The organism is Qipengyuania sp. B-5, assembly GCF_056857815.1.
Genome location: NZ_JBSXNU010000052.1, coordinates 171,608 through 184,818, shown reverse-complemented (window position 1 = coordinate 184,818; position 13,211 = coordinate 171,608). Strand labels below are relative to the sequence as shown.

General features: G+C 60.4%; 8 protein-coding genes. 2 read left to right on the top strand and 6 right to left on the bottom strand.

Annotated elements, in window-relative coordinates:
- The first annotated feature begins 679 nt into the window (after window positions 1-679).
- Complete coding sequence (locus AC13CE_RS12290) at window positions 680-1,747, top strand: AI-2E family transporter (RefSeq protein WP_482972593.1); 1,068 nt, start codon at window positions 680-682, stop codon at window positions 1,745-1,747.
- Window positions 1,748-1,755: 8 nt separating this feature from the next.
- Here AC13CE_RS12290 and AC13CE_RS12285 read toward each other — a convergent pair whose 3' ends face one another.
- The 4 genes from AC13CE_RS12285 to mtnP form a co-directional block, all read right to left on the bottom strand.
- Window positions 1,756-2,268, bottom strand: a complete 513-nt coding sequence (locus AC13CE_RS12285; RefSeq protein ID WP_482972592.1) for a hypothetical protein — start codon at window positions 2,266-2,268, stop codon at window positions 1,756-1,758.
- A gap of 45 nt (window positions 2,269-2,313) precedes the next feature.
- The gene (gene putA, locus AC13CE_RS12280) at window positions 2,314-5,454 is read right to left on the bottom strand and encodes a bifunctional proline dehydrogenase/L-glutamate gamma-semialdehyde dehydrogenase PutA (RefSeq protein ID WP_482972591.1); all 3,141 of its coding nucleotides are present in this window, start codon (window positions 5,452-5,454) and stop codon (window positions 2,314-2,316) included.
- 98 nt (window positions 5,455-5,552) lie between these two features.
- Window positions 5,553-7,040 (bottom strand): glycerol-3-phosphate dehydrogenase, encoded by a 1,488-nt coding sequence (gene glpD / locus AC13CE_RS12275; RefSeq protein ID WP_482972590.1) that lies wholly within the window; start codon window positions 7,038-7,040, stop codon window positions 5,553-5,555.
- Window positions 7,037-7,909 carry an S-methyl-5'-thioadenosine phosphorylase gene (gene mtnP / locus AC13CE_RS12270; RefSeq protein ID WP_473820914.1) on the bottom strand — a complete coding sequence of 291 codons (873 nt, stop codon included), beginning with the start codon at window positions 7,907-7,909 and terminating at the stop codon, window positions 7,037-7,039. The genes glpD and mtnP overlap by 4 nt, the downstream gene beginning before the upstream one ends.
- Before the next feature lie 217 nt (window positions 7,910-8,126).
- Here mtnP and AC13CE_RS12265 point away from each other — a divergent pair, with 217 nt between their 5' ends.
- The gene (locus tag AC13CE_RS12265; protein WP_482972589.1) at window positions 8,127-10,898 is read left to right on the top strand and encodes a phosphoenolpyruvate carboxylase; all 2,772 of its coding nucleotides are present in this window, start codon (window positions 8,127-8,129) and stop codon (window positions 10,896-10,898) included.
- A 4-nt stretch (window positions 10,899-10,902) separates the two neighbouring features.
- Here AC13CE_RS12265 and AC13CE_RS12260 read toward each other — a convergent pair whose 3' ends face one another.
- The gene (locus tag AC13CE_RS12260) at window positions 10,903-12,261 is read right to left on the bottom strand and encodes an NfrA family protein (protein ID WP_482972588.1); all 1,359 of its coding nucleotides are present in this window, start codon (window positions 12,259-12,261) and stop codon (window positions 10,903-10,905) included.
- Window positions 12,254-12,964 carry a cyclic di-GMP-binding domain-containing protein, MshE-related gene (locus tag AC13CE_RS12255; RefSeq protein WP_482972597.1) on the bottom strand — a complete coding sequence of 237 codons (711 nt, stop codon included), beginning with the start codon at window positions 12,962-12,964 and terminating at the stop codon, window positions 12,254-12,256. The genes AC13CE_RS12260 and AC13CE_RS12255 overlap by 8 nt, the downstream gene beginning before the upstream one ends.
- Window positions 12,965-13,211: the final 247 nt, after the last annotated feature.

Below are 13,211 nucleotides of genomic sequence, written 5' to 3'. Positions count from 1 at the left end.
AAGAGAAAGGATCAAGCGAAAGACACTCGAACATCGGCGCTTGCAACACTGCAAGCTCGCCGCCTAAACATCAATCCGAGACGAGGCCCACACTCCGCTGATCTACGCCACGAGTTGTGCCAAATGTTCTGACGACGGACACTTCAAATCTGAGACTGGCAGAAACTGACGTCCTTCAACTGAGCTTCAAACGCAATCCGATACTTACCTTGAAACAGGCAGATCGCGCTTTGCGCCTGCAGCTCGGTGAGTGCCACAGATGCGCCAAATTCCTCGGCTTGGAGTGGTCGGGGAGCGGTGTCCCTCTTGCAGTCGTCCTTAAAATCCGAAAGGAGCTAGTCTCTCCAAGGGAGATAGTGAGCGCGTTTCCGGAATTTAGCGGTCATCGCAGTGTTTCGCAGCGACTTGAGCAGTTCGGCATCACGCCAGCGCTGCAATTACCACATGGCCGTCTCTTCAGGCGCTCGGTCGTTGAAGGGGCTCTGGGCCCAATCCCAATAGAGCCCTTGGCGATGCCGAAAAATCTTTGACACGTTTTCGGCTTAAAGTCCTTCCCGATTGACTCATTTACGGTTTAACAGACCAATTACTGGTTGAGAGGGATCTGATAAAATGGCTGAATTCCGTGCCACCATATTTAAACAATCGGTTTAATCCAGAGCCGCAAAGAGGGGCAGTCATGGACGGCAAGACACCGAACCGGCTCGAGCAGGGCGGCTTCCTGCTGTTTCTTGCGCTGGTTTCCTTCGCTCTGCTGGTGGTCGTCCTGCCTTTCTTCCAGCCGCTGCTCTGGGCGGTACTGGCCGCGGTCCTGTTCCAGCCACTTTATCTCTGGTTTCTCGTCAAACGCCGGGGGCACGAGACACAGTCGGCTTTGCTGACGCTTATCGTCATTCTCCTGGCTGTGGTGCTGCCGGCCATGTGGATCGGTTCGGCGGTCGTGGACGAGGCGGCGCAGGTCTTCCTCGCATTCAGGGATGGCGAGATCGATGTCGCCATGTATTTCAGCCAGGTGTTCAGCGCCCTGCCGGCCAATATTCAGGCCTCACTCGACAGTGCCGGCTTCGGGAATCTGGGCGAGGTTCAGGAACGTGCCACTGCATTTGTTCAGGCGAGTCTCGGCATGATCGCCCAGCAGGCCTTGGCGATAGGCGGCAGCGTGTTCGGCTTCGTACTGGGCTTCGCCATAGCGCTTTATGTCGGTTTCTTCCTTTTGCGTGATGGGCGGGCGGTTGCGGAGCATGTGCTTGCAGCTTTGCCGTTCGAGCGCTCCATTGCGGATCGGCTTGCCGAACGGTTCCTCGTGCTGGTGCGAGCCACGATCAAAGGTTCGGTCGTGGTGGGATTGGTGCAGGGTGCGTTAGGCGCCATCACCTTCTGGATCGTCGGAATACCTTCGGTGCTGTTGCTCGGCGTGATCATGGCTATCGCATCCCTCCTGCCTGCCGTCGGTCCCGCCATCGTGTGGGTGCCCGCTGCGATCTACCTTCTGGCGACCGGAGCAATCTGGGAGGGCATCGTAGTCATTATCTCTGGCGTCGCGGTGATCGGAATGATCGACAATGTCCTGCGGCCCATTCTGGTAGGCCGCGATACGGGTATTCCCGACTGGCTGATCCTGATCACGACGCTGGGCGGTATCGCATTGTTCGGCCTGTCCGGAATCGTCATCGGGCCGCTGGTGGCAGGATTGTTTCTCGCCTCGTGGAGTATCCTTGGCGAACAGCGTCAAACAGTCACGGCCTGATCGGGCTTTCAGCCCAGCTGCGGATTTAGCGTAGTTATGTAGTTGAGCCAGCTTTTGGGTTTGCGCAGCAGCTTGTCGGGGTAGTTGACCTTCAATCCCATGATCTTGGCGATCTCGCCAACGAAATGAATGCAGTTGCGCGTTTCGAGATCGTAATATTTTCCAGGTGCGTTGCGCCAGGCCTCGACCAGAGCGCTGACCTTGCGATATTGCTCGTCGGTCATCGGTAGGGTGAAATGGCGGTTCGTCTTGCGCAACCACTTTTCCTCTTCGACCAGGATCATGTGTTCGACCGGCCCGTTCAGCACCGCCAGCGAAGCTCTTTTGGCTGAAAAGCCGAAGTTCTCCTTGACCGGTGTGCCATCCTCCAGAGTGCCTTCCATCGACACAAAGGTATGGGGATAGCGGCCCGCCAGCACCGATCCGTTGAAGGAATGGAAAGTAATGTCGACCGCTGCTGCGGCAAACGATGACCATCCCAGCGCGAGCAGCAGTAACGCCGTGCGAAAAATGCGAACCATGGGCGGCCTTAAAGCAGCCATGCCATGGATTCGCAATGACTTGGGTTATCCGCTTGCCAGCAGCGTCGCATTGCCGCCCGCTGCCGTGGTATCGATGCACACCACGCGTTCGGTTGCGAAGCGGGTCACATAGTTCGGCCCACCAGCCTTCGGGCCGGTCCCGGACAGACCCTCGCCTCCGAACGGCTGGCTTTCCACCACGGCACCGATCTGGTTGCGATTGACGTAGAAATTGCCGACCCTGGCACGTGCCTCGACATAGGCGCGCATGTCGTCGTTGCGGCTGTGCAGGCCCAGCGTCAGGCCGTAGCCGGTGGCATTGATTTCTTCGATCACGCGGTCGATTTCAGAGGCGCGATATTTCACCACATGGAGGATCGGCCCGAAATTTTCGCGCTTGAGATCGAGGATCGAATCAAGCTCGATGATCGTCGGCGCGACATAGCAGCCCTTGGAAGCACCGCGATGCAGCCTGCGGCGCCAGACCTGAGCGCCGCCGGTCTTGCGGCGTGCGACATGGCGTTCGAGAGCTGCCTTCGCATCGGGATCGATTACCGGTCCGACATCGGTGGCGAGATTTTCCGGGTTGCCCAGGGTCAATGCCTCGAATCCACCGCGGATCATCGTCAGCATTTCGTCATAGACATCTTCCTGAATATGCAACACGCGCAGCGCCGAACAGCGCTGGCCTGCACTCTGGAACGCAGAAGCTACGACATCGCGCGTGACTTGTTCCGGCAGTGCGGTCGAGTCGACGATCATTGCGTTCTGCCCGCCGGTTTCGGCGATCAGGGTGGCGATCGGTCCGTCGCGCGAAGCAAGGCCGCGATTGATCGCCTGGGCGGTCTGGGTCGAACCGGTGAAGGCTACTCCGGCGATGCGGGGATCCGAAGTGATGAATTCGCCGACATCCCCGGCGCCGGGCAGGATCTGGAAAGCTTCTTCCGGAATGCCCGCCTTGTGGCACAAGTCGACTGCCAGTGCGGCAATCAGCGGGGTCTGTTCGGCAGGCTTGGCAACGACCGTATTACCGGCGGCCAACGCTGCGGCAGGCGTACCGATGAAGATCGCCAGTGGGAAATTCCACGGCGAAATGCAGGCGAATACGCCGCGGCCGTTCAGCGTCAGGCGGTTTTCTTCCCCGGTCGGGCCCGGCAGGGGCGTCGGGGTGGTGAACAAGCGCCGTGCCTCGGTGGCATAGTAGCGGAGGAAATCCACCGCTTCGCGCAATTCGAGCACGGCATCCTGCAATGTCTTGCCGGCCTCTCGCTGGCAGAGAGAGAGGAACTCGTCGGTATGTTCCTCGAAGAGGTCTGCCGCCGCTTCCAGCAGCAAGGCGCGCTTTTCGCCGCCAAGCGCGTTCCAGCCCGGCTGGATCGCTACGGCGCGCGTGATCGCTTCCTCGACCTCGAAGTCGAGCGCGTCGCGGCGTGTGCCGACCTCGGCGGAAAGATCATGCGGCTTGTTGATCGGCGCGACTTCGCCCTCGGCAGAAGACATGAAGGTCGGCTCTGCGCGCCAATGCTTGCTGTCCAGTTTCTTCAGCCGTTCAATCAGCGGCTCGCGGACCAGCGGATCGGACAGATCGATCCCTGCGGAATTGCGGCGGTTGGGGAAGATATCGCTCGGCAGCGGGATTCCCGGATTGCGATAGGGTTTGAGCCCTCGCATATCCTTGATCGGGCAGGTTACCAGCTCTTCTACCGGGATTTCCGCATCCGCCATGCGATTGACGAAGCTGGAATTTGCGCCGTTCTCGAGAAGGCGGCGTACCAGATATGCAAGCAGGTCCTTGTGCGTCCCCGTTGGCGCATAGATACGCACGTTGGTCTTCCGGTTGCCCTCTTCCTGAGCGAGCGCCCCGTATATGTCCTCGCCCATGCCGTGGAGACGCTGGAATTCGAATTCCTTGCTTCCGGCTAAGGCTTTGACCGCGCCAATCGTATAGGCGTTGTGCGTGGCGAATGCCGGGTAGATGACATCGTCGCTGGCAAGCAGCTTTTCGGCACAGGCGAGATAGCTGACATCGGTACCCAATTTGCGTGTGAATACGGGGAAATCCGTGAAACCGCCCACCTGGCTGAGTTTGATCTCGGTATCCCAATAAGCGCCCTTCACCAGCCGGACGAAGAACTTGCGGTCGTATTTGCGTGCCAGCCGCGCGACCCAGTCGCACATGGGAAGTCCACGCTTCTGATAGGCCTGGATCGCAAGTCCAAAGCCTTCCCAGCGGCTGCCGTCAGCTCGCTTGAACAGGCTGTCGTCGCGTACCAGGGCCTCAATGATGTCCATCGACAATTCGAGCCTGTCGGCTTCCTCGGCGTCGATGGTGAAATGGATATTCGCATCGCGCGCCTTGGTGGCGAGGTGGCGCACGATCGGCAGCATGTCCGCTACCGCCTCATCGGCGTGCAGGAAACTGTATTTCGGATGCAGAGCAGACAGTTTCACCGAGATACCCGGCGAGGTCGAAACCTTGCCCGATGCCTCGCGCACCAGCCGGTCGATGGCCTTCTCGTAATTGGCAGCATAACGGTCGGCATCGGCATAGGTCATCGCCGCCTCGCCAAGCATATCGAAGCTGTGGGTAAGCTCCTTGGCACGCTCGGGCGCGGCCCGCTTCAGGGATTCATCGATCGTGCGGCCATAGACGAACTGACCACCAAGGATACGCATCGCCTGCAGGGTAGCCCTGCGGATTACTGGCTCGCCCAGGCGGTTGACCGCTCGTTTGAGCGTCGAGCCCATGCCCTTTTGCGCCTCTTCCGGCCGTTCGAGTACTTCGCCGGTCAGCATCAGCGAGAAAGTCGCCGCGTTGACGAAGGTGGATGAACTTTCGCCCATATGTTCGGACCAGTCGATATCGCCGATCTTGTCGCGGATCAGTGCATCGGCTGTGGCCGCATCCGGTACGCGAAGCAGCGCCTCGGCAAGGCACATCAGCGCCACGCCTTCTTCTGTCGCAAGGCCATACTGGTGCAGGAAGGCATCTATACCGCTCGCCTTGCGGCGCCGCGCGCCTTCGATCAGCTTGGATGCCAAAGCTGCCGCTTCGGAATGTTTCGCCTCGGCCTGGGCGGCCTGTTCCATGCGCTGCGCGACGCAGGCGTTCTCCTCTGCGCGATAGTCCTCGCGCAAAATCTGGCGGGAGATAGGGGAAAGGCGGGCAGGATCGTGCAGGGCCATGCGACTCCGGTGAATCAGGGGTGGTCTGACGAGGCCACTTGGACCTGTCGCGATGCCCTTTCAAGCTTTGTTGCAAGCCGTTGTTCCGAGAGAACTAATCAATCCCGCTGAGCGAACCAACGCGCAACGGAATCCGTAGCTTGTTCAGACAGATGCATACCCAGCTTGCTGCGCCGCCACAGTACGTCGTCAGCCGTCCGGGCGAATTCATGCGCCACGAGATATTCCAGTTCCGCCTCGTAGAGATCGCCGCCGAAATGTTCACCCAAGCCTTCGAGAGCGGTCGCCGTACCCACCACCTTATCGATCCGGGTTCCGTAGGCACGCCCGAGACGGAGCAGCATTTCGGGCGGTATCCATATGTGCCGCTCCCCGGCATCCCACAAAAAGCGCGCGAAATCGGCATCTGCAATATCGCCGCCCGGCAAAGGCGCATCGACGGTCCATGCCTCGCCCGGAATATCCATATGCTGCGAGAGCTTGGCCAGCGCATGTTCGGCAAGCTTGCGATAGGTCGTGATCTTGCCGCCATAGACAGACAGGATCGGCGCGCCGCCCGTAGCTTCGACTTCGAAGACATAGTCGCGCGTGACCGTCGAATTGCTCGCCGCCTTGTCCTCATAGAGCGGGCGAACGCCGGCATAGGTATGGACGATATCCTCTTCGGTGACGCCGCTTCGCAGATATTGCGTTACCGCCTCGCGCAGATAGGCGCGTTCGTCGGAAGTGATCTGGACATCGTCCAGATCGCCCTCATAGAGCAGGTCCGTCGTCCCGATCAGCGTATAATCGCGCTCGTAAGGTATAGCGAAGACGATGCGCTTGTCGTCCTGCTGGAAGATATAGGCATGATCGCCCGGATAGGCGCGCGGGACGATGATGTGGCTGCCCTTGACGAGCCGCAAGTGCGCAGGTGTTCCCTGTCCGAGAGCCGCTTTTGCCACCTTGTCGACCCACGGACCCGCGGCGTTCACCACTGCCTTGGCAACGATCGTCCGCTCGCCGTTTCCGTCGCGCACAGTGGCCAACCAGTTGGCTTGGCTCCGGACGAGATTCGTGCACTCGGTACGTGTCGATATCCTTGCCCCGCGTGCTTTGGCATCCATCGCGGTAAGGACGACCAGCCGCGCATCCTCTACCCAGCAATCCGAATATTCGAAGCCCGCCACGAGCCTGTCCTGCAAGATCGCGCGATGCGGAGCGATGCGCAGATCCACCTTGCGCGATTTCGGCAGGCGCTTGCGGCCGCCGAGGCGGTCGTACAGTGCAAGGCCCGCCTGCAACATCCACCTCGGCCGCATCGAGGGTTCGTGCGGCAGAACGAAGCGCAGCGGCCAGATGATATGCGGCGCGTTCGCGAGCAGCACTTCGCGTTCGCGCAGGGATTCTCCAACCAGACGAAATTCGAACTGCTCCAGATAGCGCAGGCCGCCATGCACCAGCTTAGTGCTGGCGGAGGATGTGTGCGACGCAAGATCGTCTTTCTCGACTAGTTCGACCGTCAGTCCGCGCCCAGCTGCATCGCGGGCAATTCCCGCGCCGTTGATGCCGCCGCCGATGACGAGAAGATCAAGCGGCTCGTTCATCCCGTGCGGAACAGACGTCCGGCGACCGCATCGAGCTTGGCCATCAGTTCGCGGTCGTGCTTGTCGGGCGCGGTAATGACGCTGTCGTCGAGGGCACGATCGATCGGCGAAGGCGTCCGCTTTTTCGGCAGACCCTTGCAGAATTTCTCCACGGTCGCTGCGGCGAGATCGGCATTCTTGCCCATCTGTTCGATGATGTCGCTCACGTCGACCGCCGTTTCCCCATCACGCCAGCTGTCCCAGTCTGTCACCATAGCCAGCATGGCATAGGGCAGCTCCGCTTCCCGTGCGAGCTTGGCTTCGGGCATGCCGGTCATGCCGATTACTTCGGCGCCCCAGTGGCGATAGAGGCGGCTTTCGGCGCGGGTCGAAAACTGAGGCCCCTCCATCGCAAGATAGGTCGCACCCATCGTCACTTCGCCGCCTGCCTTCTCGACTGCCTTGGCGGCGTGCTTCGACAAACGTTCGCAAACCGGATCGCCCATGGACACATGCGCAACGAAGCCGCTGTCGAAGAAACTGGACGGACGACCCTTGGTATTGTCGATGAATTGGTCGACGCAGACGAACCGTCCCGGCGGCAGGTCTTCGGAAAGCGAGCCGACCGCGCTGATGGCAAGGATATCGGTGCAGCCTGCGCGTTTCAGAGCATCGATGTTTGCGCGTGCATCGACCCTGCCCGGGATTATCGGATGGCCGCGGCCATGACGCGGCAGGAAACGCACGCGGACATGTCCGATCTTGCCGCACAGGATCTTGTCCGATGGCTTGCCCCAGGGCGAGCCGACCTCGATCCACTGCTTCTCCTGCAAAGCCTCGATTGCGTAGAGGCCCGATCCCCCGAGGATGCCGATCGTCCAGTCGCTCATGTATTTGCCTTTCGCTTCCCCGTCGCAGTCATGTGCACAGCTTGTCACCACACGGTTGGCGGTCTCGGTTAATGGTCGGTGAGGGGTGGAGAATTGACGGCGACAAGTAAAGTGGCCGTTGCGCAAACCTATTCATGCTGCACTGCAACGTGGCAGGTTGACTCCGCGGGCACTTTCGCGCGCAGTCTCCGTATTGGAGAGAAAGGGGAGTTTCCACGTGCCTGACCTGCAACCGCTGACCTTTGCCACTCTTACCGATGCCTTGCGGCAGTTGCACAAGCGGACGCGGGAAACACCGCTGTTCAATCCGGTCTTCCAGCTGGCGCACGATCTGTCGCGGGTGCTCGAGGCTGGCGAAATATCGCTTGCGGATTTCTCCAGTCTTGTCGGTGAACTTGAGACAAGGTCTCTGGAGTCGCGAGCGGACCGGCTGCGCCGTCTCGTGACGCCCCAGAAAACCGGCGTTCGCTTGTCGGATTTCTGCTCCGGAACTGCCGGTTTTGAAGAATTCCGCAAGCGGTGGTCCCACCCGCAACTCCATGTGGTATTCACCGCGCACCCGACTTTCCTGCTCTCCCCGGCACAAAGCGAGATGGTTGCGCAAGCAGCGGGTGGCGGATACGAAGTAAGCCGCACGGAAACCAAACGCCCCGAAATCACTCTGGAATACGAGCATGGCCGTGCCATGTCAGCCTTGGCCCACGCACAGGAAGCCAGGGATGAGATCAATGCGAGCTTGCTGGAATGTGCGGCAGGACAATGGCCGGATCGCTGGCGCGAGCTGGAACCGTTACCTTTCCGCTTCGCCAGCTGGGTCGGATACGACATGGACGGCCGGACCGACATCAAATGGTACACCTCCATTGCATTCCGGCTCGCGGAAAAGGCGCAGCGGCTGGATCGCTATGCGGATCAGTTGGCCACGATCGACCCGAACCACCCACTGCTCGAACCATTGCGCGCTTCGCAGCAACGCACTGCCGAAAGCGCCGAGGAATTTGCCGGCGACCTGTCCGATCACGCCGACCTTTCGGCAGCGGCCAACAGCCTGACAGGCGGCGACGACAAGCTTCTGAGCCTGGTGTCGATCATTTCGCGGCTTGAGGAGGAAGCGCTCTCTGCCTCGCAGGAGAAGGCTGTCGCACTGAAAACGCTGGCAGCGGCCATGCGGGCCGACGGACTTGGCATGGGTCACATCCATTTCCGTGTGAACGCCAAGCAATTGCACAATGCAATCCGGTCCCGCATCCAGGGTGGAGCCGATCTCGATCTCGGGAGTCAGGGAGGATTGGCGGCCCTGCGGGACCTGGTGCGCAATGCCGAGCCGCTTACAGCCAATTTCGCGTCCCTCGCTGTCGAGAGTTCGACCGCGGTGCGCCAGTTCCTCGCTATGGCGCAGATACTCAAGCACATTGATTCCGATGCGCCGATTCGCATGCTCGTTGCCGAATGCGAACAGCCTGCCACCGTGCTCGCTGCACTCTATTTCGCCAAGCTGTTCGGGATCGAGGAAAAGGTCGATGTCTCGCCGTTGTTCGAGACGGAGACGGCGTTGGAACACGGCGGACGTTTCCTCGATGCGCTGCTCGGTGAAGAGGCTTTTCAGGACTACGCGCGCAAGCGCGGGCGCATTGCCATCCAGACAGGCTTCTCCGATGCCGGACGCTTCGTCGGCCAGATTCCGGCGAGCCTCGCTATCGAGCGCCTTCAGGGACGTCTTGCCGATGCCATGTCGGCCAACGGCCTGATCGATGTCGCCGCGCTGGTATTCAATACGCATGGCGAAGGTATGGGACGCGGGGCGCATCCCGCCAGTTTCAAGGATCGGCTCGAATGGCCGATGAGCCCGTGGGCAAGGCGGCGGTTCGCCCGTGCCGGCATCCAGCTCGAACCCGAAGCCAGTTTCCAGGGCGGAGACGGATACCTCTTCTTCGCGACACCCGAACTTGCGCGCGCGACGCTTTCGACCATCGCCGAGCTCGCCCCTGCCGATACCGATCCGGATGCGCCGACCGACCCTTTCTACCGCCGCACGGACCTGAGCCTCGATTTCTATCGCGCGATCAAGGATCACCAGCAGGACCACCTTGCCAGCCGTACATACAGCCGCGCCGTAACCGCTTTCGGGCTAGGTCTGCTGAACTCCACGGGAAGCCGTGTCTCGCGCCGCCAATCAGACCTGTCCGCCGATCGCGAAATGAGCTTGCGCCAGATCCGCGCCATCCCACACAACGCTATTCTCCAGCAGCTGGGCTATCCCGTGAATATCATCGCCGGTGTCGGAAGCGCGGCGGAAAGTAACTACGACGACATCGCCCAGCTGCTGAAGGAAAGCCCCCGGGGCCGGCAGATCATGCGTCTGGTGCGTGCGTCCAACGCGCTTGCCAGCATCAAGACCGTTGCCGCCTATGGTGAGCTGTTCAATTCGGCCTATTGGGCGAGCCGCCCCTATCGGGGAACCGAAGAGCACCTGTCGCAGGCGTGCGAATCCCTGGCCGAATACCTGATCCAGGATGATCGCAACGGCGTTTTCCGCCGCCTCGCTTCGCGGCTGCGGGTCGATGCACTCAAGCTTCACCGTCTTTTTGAACTGGTGCCTGACGAAGATCCTCATCCCGAGCGCGAACAAGTTCGACGTATGATCGGCGTTCTCCAGGCGCTACGTCTGGCATTGCTCCAGCATATGTTCCTGAAGGCGGTGTCGGTCCCGGCATTCAGTCGCGCCAACGATATCAGCAGGCGTGATGTGCTGGAGATGGTTTTCACCCTGCGCATCGATGAAGCACTGGCACAGATGCGCCGTGCATTCCCGGCCAGCTATCCGGTGACCCAGGACTTCGCGATGAACGAGCAGGCACAGTACCCGCGGTCAGGTGGAGACAGCTACGACGCGATCCGGCGAGATTTCATCGATCCGATCGAAGATGCCCACGCGCTCAACCTGCGGATTTCAACCGCCATTGCCAATTTGTTCGGGGCGCACGGCTGACGCGTCAGCGTCCGATCGTGATTGTGGCCAGAACGCCTGTGGCGCGGCGATCGCCCGCTATGCGCTGCCTGGCCTGAACGTCGAAATCGATGAAGCCGCGCCAGGCTGAGGTTTCGGTTTCGTCGAACCAGTGTCGCAGGGAAACCCCCGCGCCCCCGCCAAGCGCGCCCTCATCCTCGCGCCCGGTATCGAGGTCTGCGCGGACCACCAGATAGGGCGTGATTACACTCGAGCGGTCGCCCAGGGCAAACGCCCTGCCAAAGCGGCCTTCCGCAATTCCGAAGGCGACGTCATTCTCGAACAGGTAGGACAAGTCGCCGTAATAATGTGCATAGGTCCACTGGCCGCGCCCCACTTCGGGTTCCAGCCCTTCGCCCCCGGAAATCGCACTGCGAACCGACCAGTCGTCAATCGCGTCGCTGTCGAGCGCGATGAGCTTGCTGGCATCGAGATTGAAGTTGAGGTTTGAAAAAGGCTTGTAACGCGCACCTACCCAGCCCTGCGTGGCGTTGCCGATGGCGGCGTCATAATCAAGAAACTCGGAATGATAGATGCGGGCGAAGACGCTGAACGGCTTGCCGTTGCGCCAGCCGCCGATCCGCCGCGAAACTTCGGCCCCGAATTGCATGGCGCGCTCGTCGCCCAGCGGCGCTACGCTCAGGCCCGGAGGCCGCCCTGCCGTGCTGTAACTCCCCTGCGCGATGAAGGACCAATCACGCTCCAACTCACGGATTTCCCTGCGGATACCTTCGCGCTCGACAGGCGAAAGACGTAACTGCTCGCTTTCGTCCAGTGCGAGGCCCAGTTCGAAGAACCGCACGGCCCGCCCGTCAAGCCCACGTCGCTTGGCACTGTATCCGACATCCAACGCACTCTGCCGCGTGAAGTCATCATACAGCTCTTCATTGGCAAGTATCTCTTGTGCAGAAGCGTCGTCCCGGGCTGCGATTGCAACCATCGCCCAATCGAGCGAATTGCCGGCAGCCAGCGAAGGATTGGCGAGTGACTGCCGCAGTATCAGGCGTGCCTCGGCATGCATGCCCGCCTGGACGAGGTTCAGTGTCTGGGCGCGGCGAAAGTAGCTGCGTCGTACCGCTTCGGGTTCTTCCTCGGCAGCGCGGGCGAAGGCGCCTGCTGCCGATTGGTATTGGCCATTCTTCGCACGCGCTTCCGCCAACAGAGCCCACCAGACTGGATTGTCGGGATCCTGTGCCAATGCGGCTTCCGCCCCGACTTCCGCGTCCGAATAGCGTCCGGCTTCGAAATCGCGGAAAGGTTGGGCTGCCGGATCGTTCGTTTCTTGCGCGTTTGCAGTGGCAGAAACAGCGATTGCGAGCAGAATGCCTAGCGAAAGATTACGCATCGACGAGTTCCTTTCGTGCCTCTTCGCGCTTCGCTTCGACGAGTTTGTGCCTGAGAGCCGACATTTCGTCGAAAGCTTGCTGAGATATGGTTCTATTTGCGACGAGGTAATTGCCGATACTGCCGTGCCTTGCCACATCGTACCCTTCGAGTGCGCGGCGCAGTTCACGCCGCTTGAGGATTTTCTGCTCGATCAGGAGCTCGTGCAGTCGTGGCAGTGTGAAGACCGGGATATCCCAATGCGGTTGCTTTACGAACGCCCCGAGAAACCGCGTAATCTGGCTGTCCGGAACGATATATTGGCGAAAGGGCCTGCCCAAGCGAGTCCGCATCCACTCTTTCTCCGATGGAGGCAGAGGCCGCGACACGGCCAGCATCACATCGCCATTCTGCCCTCTGCCGAAGGGCAGCACGTGCAGACGTGACATGACTTCTTCGTCAAGCAAATCGAGGTTCTCGCGCACCATTTCGAGACTGATGGTAGCCGTCGGCAAGTTGGCCTGTGTTGCCACGGCCTCGACAAGCGTCTGTTCGTCGATCGCCCCGTGACACACGAGCAGGTCGCCGAGCATTCCGCCATTCAGCTTCTGATCGACAAGTGCCTTCTCGATCGCCGGTGGGGTCACCACCTCCCAAGACAACAGTATCTCTCCGATTCTTCGCTTCTCGGTGCCAAGCCATTCGTCAGTCGGGAAGCGATGCATGGTTTTGTCCCAGGCGATCGACTTGCCGCTGAACTTGCTGCCGATAAAAATTCTCATCGCCCGCATCGACGCCGCGAAGTTGATGAGGCTAAGCACGAATATCCGCGGCACCGACATGAAGGCATGGCCCCAGCCATATATCCTCTCGACGAAGAAGAGCCGCTGCAAAATCCGCGCGATCAGCGCGAACAGGTTGAACCACAGTACGACGAATTCGATCCAGTGGCCCGAGAACAGGGGAATGAAG